Genomic DNA, 23,398 nt, shown 5'->3' on the forward strand with positions numbered 1-23,398 from the left:
AGCCGCCACAGCACCCCGTTGACCACCTGCCGGTGATCCCGCCAAGGACGCCCGGCACCATCCCGCTGCGGCAGCAACGGCTCAATCCGAGCCCACGCAGCATCCGTTATCTCTCCTCGACCCACCACAAGATCAATTATGAGACACGGCCTAGCCCCGGGCGGGTGCGCCGAGGGTGGTACTGCCGTTCCCAGGCTCCCCCGTCCCGGGAAGGGCCGTCCCGGGAACGCGGTTCCCGGGAGACGCGCAGCCCTGGGTAGCCGCCCGCGGCCCGCGCAGAGTGGTCGACGTCAGCCCGACCGCACCGTCTGGAGCCCCCGATGAGCTACCCGTCCCTCGCCGCCCGCACCGCCGTCGTCACCGGAGCCGCCAGCGGCATGGGTGCCGCCACCGCCCGGCTGCTCGCCGCCTCCGGCGCCCGGGTCGCCCTGCTCGCCCGACGCACCGAGCGGCTGGACGCCCTCGCCGCCGAGATCGCCGCCACGGGCGGCCAGGCCCTCGCCGTCACCGCCGACATCACCGACCAGGCCTCGGTGGACGCCGCCGCGAAGGCCGTCCACGGGGCTTACGGCCAGGTCGACCTGGTGGTCAACAACGCCGGGGTGATGCTGCCCAACCCGCTCTCCGACGGCCGGATCGACGAGTGGACCCGCATGGTGGACACCAACCTCACCGGCGCGCTGCGGATCGTCCGCGCCTTCGGCTCCGACCTCACCGCGGCCGCCGCCGAGGGCCGCACCGCCGACCTGGTCAACGTCTCCTCGATCGCCTCGCACGTGGTCTTCCCCGACTACGCGGTGTACGGGGCCACCAAGGCCGCGCTCACCCAGCTGTCCGCCGCCCTGCGCAGCGAGTTCGGCCCGCGCGACGTCCGGGTCAGCGCGATCGAGCCCGGCCTGACCGACACCGAACTCGGCGGACACATCGACAACCCGGTGCTGCGCGAACAGCTCGGCGGCATGTTCGACGCCATCCCGGCACTCGGGGCCGAGGACGTCGCCGACCTCATCGCGTACACCGTCAGCCGCCCCCGGCACGTCAACCTGCGCCACCAGGTCGTCCTGCCCACCCGGCAGGCGTAGGGGCGGTCGCCGCGTCGTACCGGCACGGCCGGATCCCCGCTCCGCGCCCACGGGCGGCATGGGAGCATGCCACCCGTGGCGATCGTGACGGGGAGAACGAACGGCGACACCGACGGGGGCGACCCCGGCGGTGCGCCCGCGCGGCGGGAACGCGGCGCGGGGACGCGGGACAGTGGCGGCGGAAACGGCAGTGAAGGCGGCAGAGGCGGCGACACCGGCGGCGGCATCGGCGGCATCGGCGGCATCGGCGGCACGGTACTGGCCGACCGCGGCGGGGCATCGGACGACCGCGGCGGGGCGCGGGCCGACCGTGACGCGGTGGCGGCCACCGCCCGGATACCCGGGCAGGCCGGCCCCGGCCGGTTCCGGGCCCGCCCGCTGCCCGCCACCGACCGGGTCCGGCAGCCCGTCGCCCTGATCCGGCTGCTCGGCGGACTGTTCGCCATCGCCCTCACCCTGCTGCTCGCCGACTACGCCCGGGCCACCGTCGGCGGCATCGCCGCCGACGTCGCCGAGGCCGCCGCGCTGGTACCCCGCCCGCTGGGCGGCCTGGCCGGCGGGCTCACCACCGCCGCCGTCCTGCTGCTCCCGGTCGGCCTCGCCGCCCGCCGGCTGCTGGGCCCCGACCGGCGGCGCGCCCTCCAGCAGGTCTCCGACGGGCTGCTCGCCGCCGTCCTCGCGTACGGCGCAACCCTCGGACTGGACCTGTGGGCCGACGGCCTGGCCCCGCTCTCGCTGCTCACCGCGCTCACCCAGCCGCTGCCCGGCGGCGGGCTCGGGCACACCGAACCCGTCTACGGGTACCTCGCGCCGGTCCTCGCCTTCATGACCGCCTCCGGCAGCCGGGAACGCCGCCTGTCCTGGACCGTCCTCGCCCTCTCCGGCCTCGCCGGACTGACCGGCGGGTACGCCACCCCCACCGCACTCCTGCTCGGGCTGCTGATCGGCTGGACCGGCGCCCACGGCACCCTGTACGCCGTCGGCACCCCCGACCCCTGCCCCCGGCCCGGCGAGGTCCTGCGCGCCCTGCGCGACAGCGGCCTGCGCCCGGCCGAGACCCAGCCGGCCGGCCCCGACCGCTACCGGGTCCGACAGGCCGACGGCCGCCCCGACCTCGACGTCCAGCTCCTCGACCGGCAGGCCGTCACCGCCGCCGCCGTCCAGCGCGCCTGGCGCCGACTGCGGCTGCGCACCGCCCCCGACCCGCGCGTCCTGCGCTCCCCCCGCACCGGGCTGGAGCACGAGGCCCTGGTCACCTACGCGGCCCTCGCGGCCGGCGTCCGCACCCGCCGCATCGCCGCCACCGCCGGCATCGGCCAGGACACCGCCCTCATCGCGTACGAGCGGCTCGCCGGACGCACCCTGGACGAACTCGCCGACGAGGAGATCACCGACGAGTTGCTCACCGACGCCTGGCGGCAGTTCGCCCTGCTCCAGCGCCGCGAGATCGCCCACCGCGCCCTCGTCCCCTCCTCCCTGCTGATCGACGACTCGGGCGCGGTGCACCTGGTCGACTTCGCCGACGGCGACATCGCCGCCACCGAGCTCGTCCTCTGCTGCGACCTCGCCCAGCTCCTCACCACCCTCGCCCTGCGCGCCGGGGCCGCCCGCTCCGTCCGCACGGCCACCGCAGTCCTCGGCCCCGACCCCATCGACGCCGCCCTCCCGCTGCTCCAGCCCATCGCCCTCACCCACACCACCCGCCGCGCCCTCAAGCAGCACGCGAAGCGCACCGCTCCCCGGGCCGCCGGGCCGGCCGGGAACGGCGGCGGGGGCTCCGTCGGGGCCGGGGGCGGGTCCGGAGGCGGGGCCGGGGCCGGAGGCGTGGCCGGGGCCGGAGGCGTGGCCGGGGCCGGAGGCGTGGCCGGGGCCGGAGGCGGGGCCGGGGCCGGAGGCGGGGCCGGTGCTCGCCCCGTGGCGGACTCCCGGCCCACCGTCGACCCGGGCGCGCCGGGCGGTGGCGACAGGCCCGCCACCGGCCCGGACCCCGGGCACGACGACCCCGCCCCCGGCGGGCTGCTCGACGAGATCCGCGCGGAGGTCCTGCGCGCCCGCCCGCAGGCGGTGGGCCGGCCGGTGCGGCTGGAGCGGCTGCGGCCGCGGACCCTGCTGGTCGTCGTGGGCGGGGTGGTGGCCGGGTGGCTGCTGATCCCGCAGCTGTTCGCGGCGGAGGACAACCCGGTCTCCGCCCTGGCGGACGCCGATCCGTGGTGGCTGCTGCTGGCGCTGGCCGCGGCGGCGGCGAGCCACGTCGCGGCGGCGATGGGCTTCGTCGGCTTCGTGCCGGAGCGGCTGAACTTCCGCAACGCGGTGCTGGCCCAGGTGGCCGGGTCGTTCGTGAAGCTGGTCTCGCCCGGCGGCGTCGGCGGCGTCGCGCTGAACACCCGCCTGTTGCAGCGGGCCGGCATCCCCACCGCGCAGGCGCTGTCCAGCGTCGGCGTGGGGACGCTGATCGGCCTGGTGCTGCACCTGCTGCAGCTGGGGGCCTTCGTCTACCTGCTGGGCTTCGAGCCCGGCGGCTCCGAGCTGGACGCGCTGCCCGCGGTGGTCGGCGGGCTGGCGGGGGCTGCGGCGCTGCTGGCGGTGGTGTCGGCGATCCCGGTGGCCCGGCGGTGGCTGGCCACACGGCTGCGGCCGCTGACGGCCGAGGTGCTGCCGCGGCTGCTGGACCTGCTGCGCAGCCCGACCCGGCTGGCGGTGGGGGTGACCGGGCAGCTGCTGGTGTCGATCTGCCTGATCGCCTGCCTGTACTGCTGTGCCCGGGCGATCGGCCGGGAGCCGTCGTTCGCCTCGGTCGCGGTGGTGTTCCTGGTGGGCAACGCGGTGGGCAGCGCGGCGCCGACCCCGGGCGGGGCCGGCGCGGTGGACGGGATGCTGATTACGCTGCTCCAGCAGACCGCCTCGATGGAGCGGGGCGGCGCGCTTGCCGCGGTGGCGCTGTACCGTCTGCTGACGCTGATCCTGCCGGTGCTGCCCGGCTGGGCGGCCTTCGTCTGGCTGCAACGCCGCCGGGCCCTGTAGCCGGGGCGGCCCCCGACCCCCCGCGCTCGGACCCCGGGGGGGGCGGACCCCGGGGACCGGGGGCCGGGGGCCGGGTGGCCGGGGCCCGGGGCGTGGGGCCCGGGGCGTGGGGCCCGGGGCGTGGGGCCCGGGGCGTGGACCTGGCCCGACGCCCACCGGCTACTCCCGGTACTCCTCCTCGTCGTGGCGGACCGCCCGGGTCTGCTCCACGACGTCCGCGACGTCGGTCGCGGGGTCCGCACCGACGGCCCGGCGTTCGGCCACCACGTCGTACGTGTCGCCCTCGGCCGCCTTCTCGTCGGGCTCGACGGTCTCGGCGGTCTCCTCGATCAGGTATTCCTCGTGCTGTTCCTGCGGCATGGCATCCGTCCTCACTGTTCGGAGGCCTTCACGGGCCCGGCTGGCGTACTGGCAGTATCCGCCGCCCGGCGCCGGGACGCGAAGTGCCGACGGCGCTCCGGCGTGTTGCCGGAACTCCTGCGGATCCCTTGGCCGGGTGCCTCGGATACCCGCTCGATTGCCCCGTGAAACAGCACACTCAATGACCCACGGACGGGGTGCATTCCGCGCCTAGGGTCATAGCCATGACGACGAACGAGAACACCCGGACCACCGAGGTCACGCTGACCGCCGAGGTCGCTCGGACCGCCGCTGCCGGCGCGGCTCCCGCCCGCCTCGACTACGCCCGCACCGCCCCCAAGGTGTTCCGCGCGATGATCGCCCTGGACGCCGCCGCCCGGGACGGCCTGGACCCCGCCCTGGTCGAGCTCGTCCAGATGCGCACCTCGCAGCTGAACGGCTGCGCGTACTGCCTGGACATGCACGCCAAGGACGCCCGCAAGGCCGGCGAGACCGACGAGCGGATCTACCTGCTGCCGGTCTGGCCGGAGGCCCCGGCCGGGGTGTACACCGAGCGCGAGCGGGCCGCCCTGGCGCTGGCCGAGGAGATCACCCGGATCGGCGGCGGCGTCTCGGACGCGGTGTACGCCCGGGCCGCCGCGCACTTCGCGGAGGCCGAGCTGGCGCAGCTGATCTCGGTCTGCTTCACCATCAACGCCTGGAACCGGATCAACGTGGCCACCCGCAAGACCCCCGGCACCGCCTGATCCCGCCCTGTCCGGGTCGCCGCCGGGCAGCGCCGGCTCCGCCGGCGCCCGGATCGGCGCCCGGACCGCCGTCCAGGCCACCGGGGTACGATCGGTGCCGTACGAAGGGCTGACCCACACCCACCCGGTGGCCCCGAGGCCCATACGAACGACGGGGAAATCATGTCCGGCTCGCACTACTTCACCGGTGCACCCGAGGTCGCCAGCGACCGTCGGCCGATCACGGTCTCCCTGCCGGACCTCACCCTGGAACTGACCACGGACACCGGGGTGTTCTCCCGCAGCCGGCTCGACCCGTGCACCCGGATCCTGCTGGAGCACGCCCCGCAGCCGCGGGTGCGCGGCCCGATCCTGGACATCGGCTGCGGCTACGGTCCGATCGCGCTGACCTGGGCGAGCCGTCGCAAGCGCCTCCCGGTCTGGGCGGTGGACGTCAACGAGCGCGCCCTGGAGCTGGTCCGGCTGAACGCCGAGGCGCTGGGGCTCGGCAACGTCCAGGCCGCCCTGCCCGACGACGTCCCCGAGGACGTCCGCTTCGCCACCATCTACTCCAACCCTCCGATCCGGATCGGCAAGGCCGCGCTGCGCCGCCTGCTCACGCACTGGCTCGACCGGCTGACCCCGGACGGCTCGGCGTTCCTGGTGGTGCAGAAGCACCTGGGTTCGGACTCGCTCCAGAAGTGGCTGAACGAGCAGGGCTACCCGACCACCCGGGTCACGTCGGTCAACGGGGTGCGGATTCTGGAAGCGCGGCCCCGCCCCGAGGTGGGCGAGGGCTCCGAGAGTGGACGAGGTACGACGACGTGAAGCAGCTGCGCGGGACCGAACTGAAGCGTCTGCACCGCTCGTGGCGGCGCAGCAACGAGTTCCGGCTCGCGATGATCCTGGAGAACCTCCAGTCGCCGTTCAACGTCGGCTCGGTGGTCCGCACCGGCGCGGCGATGGGCGCGGAGAAGCTGTACCTGACCGGGGACACCCCGTCGGTGCGCTCCTCCGGCGCGCAGAAGGCCGCGATGGGCACCGACAAGTACCTGAAGGTGGAGCACTTCCCCACCGTCGCCGAGGCGGTCGCGGCGGCCAAGGCGGACGGCTTCAAGGTCGTCGGCCTGGAGCTGGCGGACGAGGCGGTGCCGATGTTCGCCGCCGAACTGACCCCGGCGGTGGCCTTCGTGCTCGGCCACGAGGACCGCGGGATCACGCCCGAGGCGCTGGCCCTGTGCGACCAGGTGGTGTTCGTGCCGCAGCTGGGCCGAGTCGGCTCGCTGAACGTCTCGGCGGCCGCGACGGTGGCCTGCTACGAGGCGCGCCGGCAGGGCTACGCGATCAGCGGCACGCCGGACGGCGACCTCGCGGGCGACCTTGCGGCGGGCGACCTCGGCGACGACGAGTAGCACCTCCTCTGTCTCCACGGGAGCCCGGGTCGTCCGCCGATGACCCGGGCTCCCGGCTTCGGGCTCCCGGCTTCGACCAGCCCGTGACGCCGCCCCGTGGCTCGGCTCGCGTGGCTCGGCCCGCGCGGCTCGGCCCGCGACCGCGCCCTCGGCTCGTTCCTGCCCCTCGACTCCGCCCTCGGCCTCCTCCCCCGCTCAGTCCTTGACGTTCCGTCGGGCGGCGCCGACCAGGAACACCACCGCGAGCATCGCCGCGGACAGCGCCCCGACCAGCAGCGGCCCTGGACCGGCCGGGCTGCCGCCCACGCGCACCGCCCCCATGAAGTCGACGGCGGCGACGTTGTTGACGAGCACCCACCAGAGCGGCAGGTAGACCGCCTGGAAGAGCCGGTGGCTCCGGCTCACCACGCCGAGCGCCATGGCCAGCGAGGGAACGAACAGCGCGCCACCGACCCAACTGGCCGTCCCCGCGCCGTCCCCCGCCACCAGCATGCGTATCAGCGGGGCGACGCCCGTCACCGCCGTGAGCACCAGCCCCGACGCCCACTCGGCGAGCAGCCGCCGCCGGGCCGACGGGTAGGCGCCGAGCAGCACCTCCAGGCCGTTCTCGACCTGCTGGCTGCCGAGCCTGGACCAGATCAGGACCGGCCACAGCCAGACCAGGGGCAGCAGCAGGCCGGTGACGGCGTTCATCGGCAGCACGAACCCGGCCACCGTCAGCCCGGCCGCGGTCGGCCACCACCAGCGGGAGACGCCCTGAACCAGGATCCGGACCTCGCCCGCCAACAGCCGGCCGAACGCCCCGGCCCGCCGCGGTACGGTCCGCGGCAGTGCGGCCCGCGGCAGTGCGCCCGGCGCGGTCGCCCAGCGCGCCCCGGCGGGCTCGGTCCCGTCCGACCGGTGCGGCGCTTCGGCCGCCGCCTCGGCCCCGGAGCCACGCGCGGGGTCGAACCTGCCGAACCACAGGGCCGGCAGCAACGCCACCGCGAACGCCGCCAGGAACAGCGCCAGCCGGGCGAGGACGAACCCGGAGGACACCTCGAGACCGTCCCACCGGAAGGTGCCCAACGGACTGTCGACCTTCGTCAGGCCGAGGCTGAACTGCCCAAGGTCGGCCGTCCCGTGCTGGGCCTCCAGCGCCGTGCCCATCGACCGCGCGACCTGGTGCACGCCGAGGCCGTCCAGCGGCGCGGAGGCCGACTGCCCGCCGATCGCGAACACCATGGCCAGCACGAACCACACGACGTTCCCGAGACCGCCCCGCAGCGGCGGCACCGTCTCGAACAGGAGCGCCGCCGCCGCGACGAGCGCCATCACGGGCAGCGCGAGCAGCAGGAACGGCTCCACCAGGGCGAGCGGATTGACCGCGCGGTCCTCACCGCGGGCGAGCTGCATCAGCAGCGCCGTGACGGCCAGCGCGCCGACCATCGAGGCGAGCACCAGCAGGTTGCTCAGGAACTTGCCCACCAGGTAGCGCGAGGTGGACAACGGGGTGGCGGCGAGGACCTGCCCGACCCCGGTCGTCACGTCCCGCGCGATGCCGCTGCGCACCACGTAGAAACCGCCGAAGGTGAGCCAGAGCGCACCGGCCAGCGCGGTGACCGCGCCGACGTAGGCGCTGTTGTAGACGCCCCGGTTTCCGCCCACGTCCATGATCGTCCAGTGGCCGCCCGCGTCCGGCACGGCCAGGTAGCCGAGCCCGACCGCGGCGAGCAGCGTCACCGCGTACACCGGCCGGCGCACCCGGTCCCGGAAGTCGCCGATCACCAGCCCCCCGATCACCGGCTCACCGCCCGCTGCCCGACCTGGCCCCGCTCCCCCGCTCCCCGGATGACGCCGAGGTAGGCGTCCTCCAGATCGGGCGCCACCGGGACGGCGTCCGCCCACGGCCGCCCGGCGGCGATCACCCGCAGCCGTACGCCGTTCCCCGTCCGCACCATCCGACTGACCACGTGGCGGGCCTGCACGGCCGGCACCTCGCCCGGATCGACCACGGCCTCCCACACCTGCCCTTCGATCTCCCCGAGCAGTTCGTCCGGCGCGCCCCGGCGCAGCAGCCGCCCCTGGGCGACCACCGCGATGTCGGAGGCGACCGACTCCACGTCGGAGACGATGTGGGTCGACAGCAGCACGACCCGCTCGGCCGCGAGCTCGCTGAGCAGGTTGCGGAAGCGCACCCGCTCCTCCGGGTCCAGCCCGGCGGTCGGCTCGTCGACCACGATCACCCTGGGGTCGGCCAGCAGCGCCTGCGCGATGCCGACCCGCCGGAGCATGCCGCCCGAGTACGCGCCCAGCGGGCGCTTGACCGCCTCGGTCAGGTCGGCCAACTCGATCAGCTCGTCGATCCGGGCCTTCGCGGACCGGCCACCGATCCCCTTGGCCGCCGCCAGGTAGGACAGGAACTCCCGCGAGGTCAGGTTCGGGTAGACCCCGAAGTCCTGCGGCAGGTACCCGAGTTCCCGACGCAACCGGTCCGGCTCCGCCACCACGTCGACACCCTCGTACCGGACCTGCCCGCCCGTGGGCCGGGTGACCGTCGCCACGATCCGCATCAACGACGACTTCCCCGCCCCGTTCGGCCCCAGCAGCCCCACCATCCCCGGCCCGAGCCGCATCGTGACGCCGTCGACGGCCCGCTTGCCGCCCTTGTAAACCTTGGTGACACCCACCAGTTCGAGCATGCTCCCCGTCTCCCCGCCCCGACTCATCGCCCTCACCCCTTGAGCTCCGTCTCGCGCCCGTCCCTCAACACGGCTACGCCTTCAGGCGCCTCGACCCGGAACCTGGCATCACAATCGGCGAGCCCGGAGCACCCCGCCCTGAGCTCGAGCACCCCGTCCGTGAGCGTCCACGACTCCTTGACGCTCCCGACCTTCCCGCCGGTGTCGAACCACCTGGTGACCTTCACGTCCGCCCGATCGGCCACGACCAGATCCGTCGGATGCCCGTGCGCCTTGACGTTCAGGCTCTTCCCCGCGAACCCGAACGTCCTGTCCTCCGGCTTCGCATCCGCCGCATCAGCACACCCGCCCACCGACACGAACACAGCCACCACGAGCCCGACCAGGCCATGCACGGACCTCGGACACCGAACCACCGCACCCTCCGGAAGGCTGCAACCGGGCCCGCCCCTCGGGCCCACCGGTAGCCTCACCGATCCCCGGCCCCCTGCCATCTGCCGTTCGGCAGATATCCCGTTGGACCAAGGACAGAGTTTCGACCCGCCCAACCCCGGCCCAGCCGGCCCGCCCCACCTCGACCGGCAACCCCGCCAATGCAAAAAGGTCCAGGTCATCGACAGATGACCTGGACCTCGAAAAGAGCCGCCTGCGGGATTCGAACCCGCGACCTACGCATTACGAGTGCGTTGCTCTGGCCAACTGAGCTAAGGCGGCACCGCTGCCGTGTGTGGTGGCAACGCGGGCCAGTCTACACAGGTTGGCGGGTGATCCGTAACGGGGTGGTGGGGGCGGTGGTCAGGCGGAGGAGACGGCGAGTTTGGCGGCGAAGCCGGCGAAGAGGACGGCGACGCCGCTGGTGAGGGTGGCGGAGAGGCGCTTGCGGCGGCGGAAGGCGGTGGCGAGGGTGGTGCCCGCGAAGATCAGGAGGGAGAGGTAGAGGAAGCTGAAGGTCTGGAGGATGCCGCCGAGGAGGGCGAAGGAGAGGGCGGGCTGACCGTAGGAGGGGTCGACGAATTGTGTGAAAAACGAGAGGAGGAAGAGGATCGCCTTCGGGTTGAGCAGGCTGATCACCAGGGCGCGGCGGAAGGGGTTCTCGGTGGATTCGGCGGCCGCTTCGGCGGTGGGGTCGGCCGCGGCTCGGCGTTCGCGCCAGAGCTGGCGGGCGGCGCGGAGCATGCCGTAACCGATCCAGAGCAGGTAGGCGGCGCCGCCGAACTTGACCACCGCGAAGACCGCCGGGTTGGCCTTGAGCAGGGAGGCCGCGCCCAGCGAGGTGAGGCTGATCAGGGTGAGGTCGCCGATGAAGACGCCGGCCGCCGCCCGGTAGCCGGTGCGGATGCCCTTGCGGGCCGCGACGGACAGGACGTACAGGGAGTTGGGGCCGGGCAGCAAGATGATGACGAGGGCGCCGAGGACGTACGTCGCCAGGTCGTTGACTCCGAGCACGATGAGCTCCGGTGCAGGGAAGGGTGGCAGGGGGCGCTCATCGTAACGTCGGACCGGTGATCGGTTGAAGTGAAAACCACCTGTCGGACACCCGGCTCCCGGCCCGCCCTACCGCTCGCAGCGCTTGCCCTGCTCCGGGGCCTCCCCGGTCAGCAGGAAGCGGTTCACCGCGCCGTCCACGCACGTGTTGTGGCGGCCGTACGCGGTGTGGCCGTCGCCGTCGAAGGTGAGCAGACGGCCGGACTCCAGCTGACCGGCCAGCGACCGGGCCCAGGCGTACGGGGTGGCCGGGTCGCGGGTGGTGCCGATGACGACGATCGGGGCGGCCCCGGCGGCCCGGATGGTGTGCGCCGCGCCGGTGGCCCGGACCGGCCAGTAGGTGCAGGTCAGGGCCATCCAGGCCATGTCGCGCCCGAAGTGCGGCGAGACCCGCTCGAACTCCGGCACCGCTCGCTGGACGTCCTCCGGCCCGCTGAACGGAGCGGGCAGGTCGAGGCAGTTCACCGCGGTGTTGGCGAACATCAGGTTGGGGTAGGAGCCGTCCGCCTCCCGCCCGTAGTAGTCGTCGGAGAGCTTCAGCAGCCCGGTGCCGTCGCCGGCCTCCGCGTCGGCGAGCGCGGTGCGCAGCTTGGGCCAGAGGAAGTCCGCGTACATGGCCTGGATGACGCCCGTGGTCGCCTGGGACTCGGTGAGCCGGCGGCCGCCATCGGTGGTGGGCAGCGGGGCGGTGCGGACGCCCGCGAACAGGGCGGTGAGCTGCTCGCCGACCTGCTGCTCGGTGCGCCCGAGCGGGCAGTCCTCACGCGTGGCGCAGTCCTGGGCGAAGGCGGTCCAGGCGGTCTCGAAGCCGCCCGCCTGGGTGCGGTTGCCGGTCACGGAGTCGAGCGCCGGGTCCATCGCGCCGTCCAGCACCAGTCGCCCGACCCGGCCGGGGAACAGCCCGGCGTAGGTGGCGCCGAGGAAGGTGCCGTAGGACTTGCCGACGTAGTTCAGCTTCTCGTCGCCGAGCAGGGCCCGCAGCACGTCCATGTCGCGGGCGCCCTCGACGGTGCTGAGGTGGCCGAGCGCCGCCCCGGCCTGCTTCCGGCAGCCCTCGGCGAACTCCTTGTCGGCCGCGATCAGCGCGTCGATCCCGCGCTGGTCGCCGGGGGTCAGGTCGACCGTGGTGTAGGCGTCCATCCGGTCGCCGGTCAGGCAGTTGACGGGGTTGCTGCGGCCCACCCCGCGCGGGTCCAGGCCGACCAGGTCGTACCCGGCCCGCACCCCGCGGTCGTACGTCCGGGCGGCGGCCTCCAGGTACTCGACCGCCGAGCCGCCGGGCCCACCCGGGTTGAGCAGCAGGGAGCCGAGCCGCGTGCCCGGGGAGGCGGGAGGGGAGACAGAGGCGGGAGGGGATCCGGCGTCGGCAGGGGAGACGGGGGAGGCGGGGACGGACGGCTCCGCCGTCGCGCGGGCGGCCGCCAGGGTGAGGTCGCCGTCCGCCGGGTGGTCGTAGTCCAGCGGAACCCGGAACGTCGTGCACTCGAACCCGCCGTCGCACGGCTGCCAGGCCAGGCGTTGCGCGTAGTACGGCGCGAGCGCGGCCGGGACGGCGGCGGGCAGCGGCTCCAGCGGGGTGGCTGCCGCCGGGGCCGAGGGCGCGACGGGAGCGGCCGAGGAGGACGCCTTCGCCGCTCCGGACGGATCGGCGCTGCAGCCGCCCGCCAGCAGCCCCGCGGCGACCAGCGCCGCGGCCAGCGCGCGCGCCCGTGCCCGGGGCCGCGCCTGTGCCCGGGTCCGCGCCTGTGCCCGAGGCCGTGCCTGTGTCTGTGCCCGCCTGACGGCCCTCATCCGTCACCTCTCCGCAATCGACCAGCACGTGAACAACCAGGGGGAACCACCGGGAACGACCGGAGGAACAACTCCCGGGAGCACCCGGAGGAAACGCCGCTGCCCGGCACCCGCCCCGGGGCACCGGGCAGCGTAGCGCCGCCGGAGCGGCGCTCAGGACGCCTTGGCCAGCGCCTCGGCCAGGTACTGCGCCGCCTGCCGGACCAGCCGCAGCCGCTCCCGGTCGGGGGAGTAGTCCTGCACGTTGTCCGAGATCCGCACGTCGGCCTTGGCCGCCGCTCCGGGCCCGGCCTTCAGCGCGGCCTGGAGCTTGCGGGCCGCGTCCAGCCCGACGGAGTCCGACCTGGCAGCCGCCAGCAGCAGCTTGGCCGCGCTGCCGGCCGGGGCCTCGGCGCCGGTCTGGGTGAGCGCGGTGGCGTCGTACCGGCCGGAGACCGCCGCGGCCGCGCCGTACAGGTCCGGCCGGGACAGCCCGGCGGCGGCCGCACAAGGCGCACCGCCGTCGACGCCGAGGGTGCCCCAGGACGCCGGGCCGGGCGGCAGGGCGCGGAAGGAGGCCGCGATGGTGGCGCGCAGCGTCGCGTCGTCGGCGACGGCGGCCGGGGCGGCGGCGACCAGCTCGCAGGGGTGCGCGGTGCCGTTCGGCGCCTCGGGGGCAACCAGGATGAAGGGACGGGTCTTGCCGGTCTGGAGGGCCGAACCGATGCCGTCGAAGATGTCGGGGACCTCGGAGTCGGCGGTCTTCTGGGGCGTGGCGGCCTGCATCACGACGACCGGGAAGCGGGCGTTCGGCTCCTTGGCGTACTGCGGCGGGAGCCAGACCCGGATGTTGCGGGGGCGGCCGTCGGGGCCGAGCACGGCGGACTGGAGCAGCTCACCACCGCCGGGGTGGCCGACGCTGTCGAAGCGGCTGGCCACGACCGGAGCGCTGGTGGGAGCGGAGACAGCGGCGGGAGCAGCGGCTGCGGCTGCGGCGGCGGCCGACTCGGCGCCCGCGGGCGGCGCCGCCTGCTGCTGGCGGGCCGCCTCCCCCGAATCGGTCCCGGCGCCCGCGGCCGAGTCCACGACCGGCTCCGCCCGGTCCGGCTCCTGGGCGTCCCGGCCGAGGCCGCCGAAGGCGCCGAACGCGGTGAGCACCGTCAGCGCGGTGACGCACATCCCGCAGACCATCGCGCCGCCCGCCCGCAGCAGCATCGGCCAACGGTCGCCGGCCAGCTCGTAGGTCTCGGCGGCGCGCAGGTCGCGCCAGCGCTGGCGGGCCCCCCGGGCCAGCCAGACCCCGCCGAGGGCGGCGGCCAGCAGGGGGATGACGAGGAGCGAACGAACCACGGGACGCACCACCTCTGGAGGGGGCCGCGCCGAACCGGAACCGGCGCGTGCGGGAGGCGACCGCCCCGGTAGCGGGCGCAGTCGGCCCCCAGCGTGCACACCGGGCGGGCGGTCACACGACGGTGTGCCCGGCGAGTGTCGCCCGTTCACTCGAAGGGGGGACGTCCCTCGCTCCGGGAGGCCTACGGGCCTCGCCCACTGAAGCGCACCGCCCGGTGGAGCCCCGGTGGCACCGCGCGGCACAGTGGGTCGGCCCTCGGGACGAACCACGAACGAACGAACGACACGCGAGCGGCGGGAACGGCCCTCGGACGGACGCCCCGGCCCGACGCCCGGACCGCCCGGCACTCAGCCCGCGCGCAGCGCCACCGTCATGGCCTCGACCGCCAGCAGCGGGTCCACGTTGCGGTCCAGCGCCTGGCGGCACTCCAGCACCGCCTCGATCCGGCGCAGCGTGCTCTCCGCCGGACCGGCCTGGGCCACCCGGTTCAGCGCCTGCCGCTGGTCCTCGTTGGCGAGCGCGCCGGTGGAGCCGAGCTGGATGGCGAGCACGTCCCGGTAGAAGCCCAGCAGGTCGAGCAGGGCGACGCCGAGGGTCTCCCGGCGGGTGCGGGTGGCGCGGCTCTTCTGCCGCTTCTCCAGCTCCTTGACCGCGCCTGCCATGCCGCGCGGCGCCTTGCTGCCCTCGGCGGCGCCGTAGGCGGCCTTGAGGTCGTCGGTCTCCTTGGCGTCCTGGGCCTCGGCGAGCGCCTCGGCGTCGGCCTTGGCGGTGTCGACCAGGCGCTGGGCGGCGGTCAGGCAGCCGCCGATGTCGCCGATCTCCAGCGGGATGCGCAGCACCTCCGTCCGGCGTGTCCGGGCCTGCTCGTCGACGGCGAGGCGGCGCGAGCGCTCGATGTCGCCCTGCCCGGCGAGCGCGGCCAGTCGGGCCGTCTCCGGGTCCACCCCGTCGCGGCGGACCAGGGTGTCGGCGACCGCCTCGGCCGCCGGGGTGCGCAGCACCAGCAGGCGGCAGCGCGAGCGGATGGTCGGCAGCACGTCCTGGACGGAGGGGGCGCAGAGCAGCCAGACGGTGCGCGGGGAGGGCTCCTCCACGCCCTTGAGCAGCGCGTTCGCGGCGGCCTCGGTGAGCCGGTGGGCGGCGTCCACCAGGATCACCGACCAGCGGCCGCCGGTCGGGTAGCTGGAGGCGCGCATCACCAGGTCGCGCATGTCGCCGACGCCGATGGAGAGGCCGTCGGTCCGGACGTACTTCACGTCGGCATGGCTGCCGGCCAGCACGGTGTGGCAGCCGTCGCAGAACCCGCAGCCGGGCGTGCCGCCGAGCGCGAGATCGGCGCTGGTGCACTGGAGGGCGGCGGCGAAAGCGCGGGCGGCGGTGACCTGCCCCGCGCCGGGCGGGCCGGTGAACAGCCAGGCGTGCGTCATCAGGGAGGCGTTCGCGCCCTCGACCGGGACGGCCCCGCGACCGGCCTCGACCGTCGCCCCGGCCGCCCGGGCGGCGGCGGTCAGCTGCTCGACCACCCGCTCCTGGCCCACCAGGTCGTCCCAGACGGCCACTGCTGCTCCCAAGCTCCGTACGGCAGCGCTCCCGGCGCCTCTTCCCCGCCGTCGAGCATACGTCGCCGCTCCGACACCCACTGCTCCGTCCGGGTCACGGCGAACGGGGCGGCCCGGCCCCCAGGCCCCGGCCGCGAGGTCCCAGGCCCAGCCCCAAGCCCAGGCCCGAGGCTCCCGCCCTGGGGCGACGGACCTCCGCCGACCGGCCTTCCCCGACGGACGGACCACCCGACGAGACGCGGCGGCGCCGCCGGGGACCTGCCCCGACGGCGCCGCCCACGCGTGTCCGGTCAGCCCCGGCGGCCCCAGCGACGGCCCTTGCCCTTGCCGTCGCCCTTGTCCTGGGCGTCCCCGCGTCCCTCGGGGCGCTCCGCGCCGGCCTGCGGGCCGCCGTACGGACCCTGCTGGCCCTGGCCGCCGCGCTCCCAGTGCGTCCACTCGTCGTGCGAGCCGAGCAGGGTGTCGGTGAGGCTCGGCAGGTCGTCCAGCGGCGTCTCCTCGGCCCACTCCGGCCGCGGCCGCTCGGCGCCCGACTGCGTCCTGGGCTCCGGCTCAGCAGCCGGCTCCGCGCCGACCACCGGCAGCTCGCGGGTGCTGTCCACCGGCTCCGCCCGCCGCGGCCCCTGGGCCGGCCGGCCCTCGGTACGGCTCTGGGCACGGCCCTCGGTACGACCGTCGGCACGACCCGGCTCGATCCGGGGCAGCACCTCGGTCCGGTCGGTCTCCGCCGGAATCGTCGGCAGCACGGCCGTCTCGTCCACCGCCGAGGCCGGCACCACCGGCAGCTTGGCGGTCTCGTCGACCGATCCGGCAGCCCCGCCGGCGGCCCGGCGCGCCTCAGCGGCCTTGCGCGCCTCGACGGCCTCCGCCGCCCGGACGGCCGCCTGCCGGTCCCGCGGCGACAGCTCGCGCGTCGCCTCGTCCCCGAGCCCACCCGAAGAAGCCTCGCCAGCCGCCTGCGCCGACGGCCCCGACGGCCGCGACGGCGCCTGCGAGGCATCCCGCGGAGCGTCCGCCGGAGAAGCGTCCCGGACCGCCCGCAGCTCCGTGGTCACGGCGTCCCCGGCCGTCGCCCCGGCAGCCGGGCCCGAACCCGTACCCGGAGCAGCGCCCGGCCGCCCCTCGGCCCGGTCCTCCGCCGACTCCGCCGCCGCAGCCGCGGCCGCGAGCGCGGCGGCCTGCGCCAGCCGCGCCTCCTCGGCCCGCTGGAGCGCCTCCTCCGCCCGGCGGCGCTGCTCCTCGCGGGCGAGCTCGCGCTGCCGCTGGAGCTCGGCCTGGGCAGCCGCCTCGTCGGCGATCCGCTTGCGCTCGGCGGCCTCCGCGGCCAGCCGGGCCTCCTCGGCGGCGCGGCGCTCGGCCTCCTGCTCGGCGCGGCGCTTCGCCTCCTCCTCCGCCCGGCGGCGGGCTTCCTCCTCGGCCTTGCGCCGGGCCTCGGCGGCGGCCCGCTCGGCCTCCTCCTTGGCCAGCCGCTCCTTCTCCTCCTGCTCGGCCCGCAGCTGCGCCAGCACCTCCTGCCGCTTGCGCTCGGCGGCCTCCTCCTCGGCCTTCCTGCGGGCCTCCTCGGCGGCGCGGCGCTCGGCCTCCTCCCGGGCCAGCCGCTCCTGCTCGGCGCGGGCGGCCTTCTCCTGCTCGGAGAGCGGCAGCTCGCGGTCGAGCCGGTGCCGGATGGCGGTGGTGACGAAACCGGGGGCCTGGCTGCCGTCCACGACCAGGTAGCGCGCCGGGTCGGCGGCGGCGAGGGCGAGGAAGCCGGCCCGGACCCGCTGGTGGAACTCGGTGGGCTCGGACTCCAGTCGGTCCAGCGCCTCGGTGAAGCGCTCGCGGGCCCTGGTCGGGTCGACGTCCAGGACGACGGTCAGGTCGGGCAGCAGCCCGCCGGTGGCCCAGCGGGAGATCCGGGCGACCTCGGTCGCGGCCAGGTCGCGCCCGGCGCCCTGGTAGGCGATGGAGGAGTCCATGTACCGGTCGGTGATCACCACCGCGCCGCGGGCGAGCGCCGGGCGGATGACGTTCTCGACGTGCTCGGCGCGGTCGGCGGCGTAGATCAGCGCCTCGGCGCGGTGCGACAGGCCGGTGTTGCCGACGTCCAGGACGAGGCCGCGCAGCCGCTGGCCGACCGGGCTGCCGCCGGGCTCGCGGGTGAGCACGACCTCGTGCCCCTTGCCGCGGATCCACTCGGCGAGCGCCTGGGCCTGGGTGGACTTGCCGGCGCCGTCGCCGCCCTCCAGGGCGATGAAGAAGCCGGTGCCCGCGCCCCGGTGCGGCACCGGGCCGCCCGGGCCGCGCACCGAGTCCACCAGGTCCCGGACGAAAGGCGCGGTGCCGCGCCGGTCGTCGGTGCGCAGCAGCACGACCGCGGCGAGCACCAGCGTGAGCAGCCCGGAGGTCGCGACGGCCAGGGCCGCGCCGCCGTGGATGAAGGTGAAGGAGCCGGGCTCGACGGTGCCGTACTCGACGTCCCCGAATCCGGCGGCGATCAGCGGGACGGCGACCAGCGCGGCGGCGACCACGGCCCGGAGCACCGCGAACAGGTGCTCGGTGACCTTCGGCAGCCGGGCCTCCTCAACCTCCTGGGCGAGCAGCGTGCGCCCGGCCGAGACCACGATCCCGGCGGCCAGGCCGGCCAGCACGGTGAGCAGCAGGACCAGCACGAAGTCCAGCACCAGCCCGGCCAGGATCAGCGCGACGCCCTGGGTGAGCAGCGCCAGCGCGAGCAGCCGGCGGCGGGACAGCGAGGGCAGCGTGGCCCGGGTGAGCCGGGCGCCCAGGGCGGGCGTCCCGGTGGCGGCGAGCACCAGCAGGCCGTAGCCGATCGGCCCGGCGCGGTGCTCGGCGGCGGTGAGCAGCGCGAGCGCGGCGACGCCCGCCATCGCGGCGTACCCGGCCGCGACGGCGAAGGTGAAGTACGGGGCGCTGCCGGTGCGGCCCTTGCCCAGCGCGGGGCCGGGGGCGGCGTCGGTCGGGGCGCGCAGGCCCTGGAACGGGGAGACCGGGGCGACGGACACCGGGCCGCCGGGCAGCTGCTGGAGGTAGCCGCGGACCGCCGAGGCGGCGAACAGCCCGGCCGCGCCGAGCGCCGCGAAGGTGAGCTGGTGGGCCCGGAGCCAGTCGGAGCCGAGGGCCGCGGCGATGTTGTTGAGCAGGGTGAAGGCCACCAGGCCGACGGCACCGAGCGGCACGGTGACCCAGCCGGTGAAGCGGTCGATGCCCCGGGCGCTCTCCAGGTTGGCCGCGGCCGGACGCTGCTCGGCGGCCGGGGCGTACGGGTCGGCCGGCGGCAGCAGGCCGGGGACGGCGGCGGCCTTGGCGATCCCCCGGACCCGCTCGGCGGCACCGGTCAGGAACACGGTGGCGAGCAGGACGTAGGCGGCGGCCCCGGAGGGCTTGGCGGCGGAGCCCATCCAGACGCTCCACCAGGGCGCGAGGCCGATCAGCAGGGCGCGCAGCACGTCGGCGCCGAACAGCGTCCAGCGCCGGTCCAGCTTGCCGGCCACCAGCCGGTGCACCGGTCCGAGCAGCGCCACGCCGACCAGGCCGGTGGCCAGCACGCGGACGGCGAGGACCGCGGCGAGGGCGAAGGCGAGGCTGCGCGGCGGGCTGCCGAACCGGCCGCCCTCGGCGGCGGCGATCACGGTGAGCGCGAGCAGCACCAGCAGGCCGAGCCGGTCGGCGGTGCCGCCGATCAGCTGGGTGGTCCACAGGCGCCGGTAGGCACGTGTCCGCAGCAGCGCCCGGGCCCGGTCCATCGGAGTCCCGGCGGGCGCGACCTCGGGCAGGTCGGACGCCCAGGCTCTGGCGGCCGGGGCGGCGCTGGGGGTGGGCTGCTCCTCGCTCGTCATACGGTCAGCGTAGCGGGCGGGGCTTGGCCGGATTGTGGCGAACGGGCTTCCGGATCCCGCTCATCACGGGGTTGTGACGTTCCCCGCACAGATCCCCGCGCGCATCCCGGCACGCATCCCCGCACAGATCCCGGCACGCTTCCCCGCGCGCATCCCCCGCGGGCATCCTCGGCGCGATCCCCGTCCCACCCCGGACAGCGCTCGGGCCCGCACCCCGGGATCGGGATGCGGGCCCGCTGCCACCGCCGGGGATCAGCTCTCGTCGGTGGCCGTGGTCTTGCTCGCGGCCGTCTTCTTGGCCGCCGTCTTCTTCGCCGCCGCCGTCTTGGTGGTGGTGGTCTTCTTGGCGGCGGTCTTCTTCGCGGCCGCGGTCTTGGTCGCGGCGGTCTTGGCCGTGGTCGTCTTCTTGGCCGCGGCCTTCTTTGCCGGGGCCTTCTTCGCGGCCTTCTTCACCGGCCCGCGAGCCCGCTTCTCGGCGAGCAGCTCGTACCCGCGCTCCGGCGTGATGGTCTCGACGTCGTCATCCTTGCGGAGCGTGGCGTTGGTCTCGCCGTCGGTCACGTACGGGCCGAAGCGGCCGTCCTTGACCACCACCGGGCGCTCGCTGACCGGGTCGTTGCCCAGCTCCTTGAGCGGCGGCGCGGCGGCGGCCCGGCCGCGCTGCTTGGGCTGGGCGTAGATCGCCAGCGCCTCGTCGAGGGTGATCGTGAAGAGCTGGTCCTCACTGGTGAGCGACCGGGAGTCGGTACCGCGCTTGAGGTACGGGCCGTAGCGGCCGTTCTGCGCGGTGATCTCCGCGCCCTCGGGGTCGGTGCCGACCACCCGCGGCAGCGAGAGCAGCCGCAGCGCGTCCTCCAGCGTGACGGTGTCCAGCGACATCGTCTTGAACAGCGAGGCGGTGCGCGGCTTGACCGCGTTCTTGCCGGTCTTCGGCGTGCCCTCGGGCAGGATCTCGGTCACGTAGGGGCCGTAGCGGCCGTCCTTGGCGACCAGCATGTTGCCGCTGACCGGGTCCGGGCCGAGCTCGAAGTCGCCGCTGGGCTTGGCCAGCAGCTCCTCGGCCAGCTCGACGGTGAGCTCGTCCGGCGGCAGCTCGTCCGGGATGTCGGCGCGCTGGCCGGGCTCGCCCTCGACCGCCGAGGCGCGCTCGACGTACGGGCCGTAGCGGCCGACCCGCAGGGTGATGTCGTCGCTGACCCTGAACGAGCTGATCTCCCGGGCGTCGATCGCGCCGAGGTCGGTGACCAGTTCCTTCAGGCCGCCCAGGTGGTCGCCGTCGCCGTTGCCGGCCTCGGCGGCACCGCCCGCGGCGTGGCCCTCGCCCTCGCCGAAGTAGAAGCGCTTCAGCCACGGCACGGACTGCGCCTCACCGGCGGCGATCCGGTCGAGGTCGTCCTCCATCTTGGCGGTGAAGTCGTAGTCGACCAGTCGGCCGAAGTGCTTCTCCAGCAGGTTGACCACGGCGAAGGAGAGGAACGACGGGACGAGCGCCGTCCCCTTCTTGAAGACGTACCGGCGCTGGATGATCGTGTCGATGATCGACGCGTAGGTGGAGGGGCGGCCGATCTCCCGGTCCTCCAGCTCCTTGACCAGCGAGGCCTCGGTGTAGCGGGCCGGCGGCTTGGTGGCGTGGCCCTCCGGGGTGATCCGCTCGGCGGCCAGCGGGTCGCCCTGGGCGACCTGCGGCAGCCGTCGCTCGCGGTCGTCGAGCTCGGCGTTCGGGTCGTCGGCGCCCTCGACGTAGGCCTTGAGGAAGCCGTGGAAGGTGATGATCTTGCCGGAGGCGGAGAACTCGACGTCCCGGCCGTCGGCGGAGGTGCCGCCGACCCGGACGGTGACGGACTGGCCGACCGCGTCCTTCATCTGGGAGGCGACGGTGCGCATCCAGATCAGCTCGTACAGCCGGAAGTCGTCACCGGTCAGACCGGTCTCGGCGGGGGTGCGGAAGCGGTCGCCGGACGGGCGGACGGCCTCGTGCGCCTCCTGCGCGTTCTTGACCTTGCTGGCGTAGGTGCGCGGCGCGTCCGGCAGGTAGTCGGCGCCGTACAGCTGGGTGACCTGGGCCCGGGCGGCGGAGACCGCGGTGTCCGACAGCGTGGTGGAGTCGGTACGCATATAGGTGATGAAGCCGTTCTCGTACAGCTTCTGAGCCACCTGCATGGTCCGCTTGGCGCCGAAGCCCAGCTTGCGGCTGGCCTCCTGCTGGAGCGTGGTGGTGCGGAACGGCGCGTACGGCGAGCGGCGGTACGGCTTGGACTCGACGCTGCGGACCGCGAACGCCGTCTGCTCCAGGGCGGCGGCCAGCTGGCGGGCCGCCTGCTCGTCCAGGTGCAGGGTGTTCGCGCTGGCGGCCTTCAGCCGGCCGTCCTGGCCGAAGTCGCGGCCGCTGGCGATCCGCTTGCCGTCGACGGACGCCAGCCGGGCGCCGAAGGTCTCCGGGTTCGCGGCGTCGGCCGGGGTGCGGCCGGTGCCGAAGGTGCCGACCAGGTCCCAGTACGACGCGGCGCGGAAGGCCATGCGCTCGCGCTCGCGCTCGACCACCAGCCGGGTCGCGACGGACTGCACGCGGCCCGCCGACAGCTTCGGCATGACCTTCTTCCACAGCACCGGCGAGACCTCGAAGCCGTACAGCCGGTCGAGGATGCGGCGGGTCTCCTGGGCGTCGACCAGGCGCTGGTTGAGCTCGCGCGGGTTGGCCACGGCCTCCTGGATCGCCGACTTGGTGATCTCGTGGAACACCATGCGGTGCACCGGCACCTTGGGCTTGAGCACCTGCTGGAGGTGCCACGCGATGGCCTCGCCCTCGCGGTCCTCATCGGTGGCGAGGAAGAGCTCGTCGGACTCCGCGAGCAGCGACTTCAACTTGCTGACCTGGGACTTCTTGTCCGCGTTGACCACGTAGATCGGCGCGAAGTCGTGATCGACGTCCACGCCGAGACGGCGCACCTCGCCGGTGTACTTGTCCGGCACCTCGGCCGCGGTGCTGGGGAGGTCGCGGATGTGCCCGACGCTCGCCTCGACGATGTAGCCGGGGCCCAGGTAGCCCTTGATCGTCTTCGCCTTGGCCGGCGACTCGACAATGACGAGTCGCTGTCCGTGCGCGGTCTCGCTGCTCGGGGACACCTTCGCTCTTCTCTCCCGGTCCTTATGTGGCTGGTCGGCGCCGGCAGCACGGGCTGCGCTCCGCCCGACCCCTCCACCGTCCCGGGGCTGCCGCGGCACGACACCCCCACCAGCGGAGTGTGACCGTACCCCGGCCACCCTTGTCAAACGGACTGATCCCGCTTTTTCACTTGCCGGGCTCACCGACGCCACTCGAACGGTAACCCGATGACGGAGGTTCGCGCCCCGCGGAGGGGGGCCTTCGGCAGGTTCCGGAGGATGGAATGACGGATTTCAAGATCTGTCAACGAAAAATCGACGGGCGGGCGCGGGGTGGCGCGAATTCGCCCGGGGGCGCGTTCGGCGGCGGGACGCTCGGTGCCCGCGCGGCGCTCGCTCGTCGGGTGGCCGGCGGGCGGTAGTCGGCGGGCGTCGGGTTCAGGCGCCGGCCACGGCCAGCAGGCCCGCGCCCGCCGCCAGGCAGCCCACGCCCAGGACGCTCCACAGCAGGTCGACGACAGCCGCCCGGCCGACCTCCCCGGCCGCCAGCACCACCCGGCTCGGATGCCGCGGGTCGTAACAGATCCGCACCGGGACACCCGGCGCGAAACGGTCCGGTCGGCGCAGCGGGGTGTGCCCGCGCGGGCGGGCGATCACGAGCCCCGCTATCCCGCACGCGCCGGGGCCGCCGACCGAGGGCGGCACCGAGAAGGAGAGCAGCGGCGCGCTGTCCAGTTGGCCGTGCACGTCGTCCTCGGCCACCACGGTGGCCACCGTCGGCACCCCCCGGTGGCGCACCCGCAGGCGCAGACTCACTTCCGCGGCGCACCAGAGCAGCAGCACGCCACCGAAGAGGGCGAGCACCGAGCCGCCCACCATCGCCGTCGTCGTGTCCACCCCTGGCCCCCGGCTCCCCAGCTCTGTCCACAGCCTGTGGACAGAGCTTCGCAGCGGAGGGCCAACGGGAGACAGCCGTCCGGCGGCGGCCGGACGAACCAGGGGGTACGGGCG

At 75.1% G+C, this 23,398-nt stretch carries 17 protein-coding genes and 1 tRNA gene; 5 read left to right on the plus strand and 13 right to left on the minus strand.

Features of this window, described 5'->3' with window-relative positions:
• Positions 1–128: transposase (locus tag ACIQI7_RS06295; protein ID WP_401106869.1), on the minus strand; the 128-nt coding region annotated here is incomplete at its 3' end.
• A gap of 192 nt (positions 129–320) precedes the next feature.
• Between ACIQI7_RS06295 and ACIQI7_RS06300 the strand changes: the two genes are divergently transcribed.
• Both ACIQI7_RS06300 and ACIQI7_RS06305 read left to right on the plus strand, forming a co-directional pair.
• Positions 321–1,082, plus strand: a complete 762-nt coding sequence (locus tag ACIQI7_RS06300; RefSeq protein WP_401105706.1) for an SDR family oxidoreductase — start codon at positions 321–323, stop codon at positions 1,080–1,082.
• A gap of 75 nt (positions 1,083–1,157) precedes the next feature.
• Entirely contained in the window at positions 1,158–4,103 is a 2,946-nt protein-coding gene (locus ACIQI7_RS06305) for a lysylphosphatidylglycerol synthase domain-containing protein (protein ID WP_401105708.1), read from the plus strand.
• A 159-nt stretch (positions 4,104–4,262) separates the two neighbouring features.
• Here ACIQI7_RS06305 and ACIQI7_RS06310 read toward each other — a convergent pair whose 3' ends face one another.
• The gene (locus tag ACIQI7_RS06310; RefSeq protein WP_401105710.1) at positions 4,263–4,463 is read right to left on the minus strand and encodes a hypothetical protein; all 201 of its coding nucleotides are present in this window, start codon (positions 4,461–4,463) and stop codon (positions 4,263–4,265) included.
• A gap of 224 nt (positions 4,464–4,687) precedes the next feature.
• Between ACIQI7_RS06310 and ACIQI7_RS06315 the strand changes: the two genes are divergently transcribed.
• The 3 genes from ACIQI7_RS06315 (at position 4,688) to ACIQI7_RS06325 (ending at position 6,600) form a co-directional block, all read left to right on the plus strand.
• Entirely contained in the window at positions 4,688–5,209 is a 522-nt protein-coding gene (locus ACIQI7_RS06315) for a carboxymuconolactone decarboxylase family protein (protein ID WP_401105711.1), read from the plus strand.
• 162 nt (positions 5,210–5,371) lie between these two features.
• Entirely contained in the window at positions 5,372–6,016 is a 645-nt protein-coding gene (locus ACIQI7_RS06320; RefSeq protein WP_387752641.1) for a class I SAM-dependent methyltransferase, read from the plus strand.
• Positions 6,013–6,600 carry a TrmH family RNA methyltransferase gene (locus ACIQI7_RS06325; protein WP_401105714.1) on the plus strand — a complete coding sequence of 196 codons (588 nt, stop codon included), beginning with the start codon at positions 6,013–6,015 and terminating at the stop codon, positions 6,598–6,600. Before ACIQI7_RS06320 ends, ACIQI7_RS06325 begins: the two co-directional genes overlap by 4 nt.
• 195 nt (positions 6,601–6,795) lie before the next feature.
• On the opposite strand, the gene ACIQI7_RS06330 is transcribed toward ACIQI7_RS06325, so the two are convergent.
• The 11 genes from ACIQI7_RS06330 to ACIQI7_RS06380 form a co-directional block, all read right to left on the minus strand.
• Positions 6,796–8,382, minus strand: coding sequence for a hypothetical protein (locus ACIQI7_RS06330; protein ID WP_401105716.1), 1,587 nt, complete (start codon positions 8,380–8,382; stop codon positions 6,796–6,798).
• The gene (locus ACIQI7_RS06335) at positions 8,379–9,281 is read right to left on the minus strand and encodes an ABC transporter ATP-binding protein (RefSeq protein WP_401105718.1); all 903 of its coding nucleotides are present in this window, start codon (positions 9,279–9,281) and stop codon (positions 8,379–8,381) included. The genes ACIQI7_RS06330 and ACIQI7_RS06335 overlap by 4 nt, the downstream gene beginning before the upstream one ends.
• A gap of 32 nt (positions 9,282–9,313) precedes the next feature.
• Positions 9,314–9,655 (minus strand): hypothetical protein, encoded by a 342-nt coding sequence (locus ACIQI7_RS06340; protein WP_401105720.1) that lies wholly within the window; start codon positions 9,653–9,655, stop codon positions 9,314–9,316.
• 266 nt (positions 9,656–9,921) lie between these two features.
• A tRNA-Thr gene (locus ACIQI7_RS06345) sits at positions 9,922–9,995 on the minus strand.
• A gap of 81 nt (positions 9,996–10,076) precedes the next feature.
• Positions 10,077–10,727: a leucine efflux protein LeuE gene (gene leuE / locus ACIQI7_RS06350; protein ID WP_401105721.1), complete on the minus strand. Its 651-nt coding sequence runs from the start codon at positions 10,725–10,727 to the stop codon at positions 10,077–10,079.
• Between the two features lie 108 nt (positions 10,728–10,835).
• Positions 10,836–12,557 (minus strand): alpha/beta hydrolase, encoded by a 1,722-nt coding sequence (locus tag ACIQI7_RS06355; protein ID WP_401105723.1) that lies wholly within the window; start codon positions 12,555–12,557, stop codon positions 10,836–10,838.
• A 153-nt stretch (positions 12,558–12,710) separates the two neighbouring features.
• Positions 12,711–13,886, minus strand: coding sequence for a hypothetical protein (locus ACIQI7_RS06360; RefSeq protein WP_401105725.1), 1,176 nt, complete (start codon positions 13,884–13,886; stop codon positions 12,711–12,713).
• A gap of 348 nt (positions 13,887–14,234) precedes the next feature.
• Positions 14,235–15,446, minus strand: a complete 1,212-nt coding sequence (locus tag ACIQI7_RS06365) for a DNA polymerase III subunit delta' (protein WP_401106871.1) — start codon at positions 15,444–15,446, stop codon at positions 14,235–14,237.
• A 290-nt stretch (positions 15,447–15,736) separates the two neighbouring features.
• On the minus strand, positions 15,737–19,285 hold the full coding sequence (gene tmk, locus ACIQI7_RS06370) for a dTMP kinase (RefSeq protein WP_401105727.1): 3,549 nt from the start codon (positions 19,283–19,285) through the stop codon (positions 15,737–15,739).
• A gap of 252 nt (positions 19,286–19,537) precedes the next feature.
• Positions 19,538–22,408 (minus strand): type I DNA topoisomerase, encoded by a 2,871-nt coding sequence (gene topA / locus ACIQI7_RS06375; protein ID WP_401105729.1) that lies wholly within the window; start codon positions 22,406–22,408, stop codon positions 19,538–19,540.
• Positions 22,409–22,825: 417 nt separating this feature from the next.
• A complete protein-coding gene (locus ACIQI7_RS06380) occupies positions 22,826–23,284 on the minus strand; it encodes a DUF3592 domain-containing protein (RefSeq protein WP_387752613.1) in 459 nt (152 codons plus the stop codon).
• Positions 23,285–23,398: the final 114 nt, after the last annotated feature.

This window comes from Kitasatospora sp. NPDC092039 (genome assembly GCF_044756065.1).
GTDB lineage: Bacteria > Actinomycetota > Actinomycetes > Streptomycetales > Streptomycetaceae > Kitasatospora.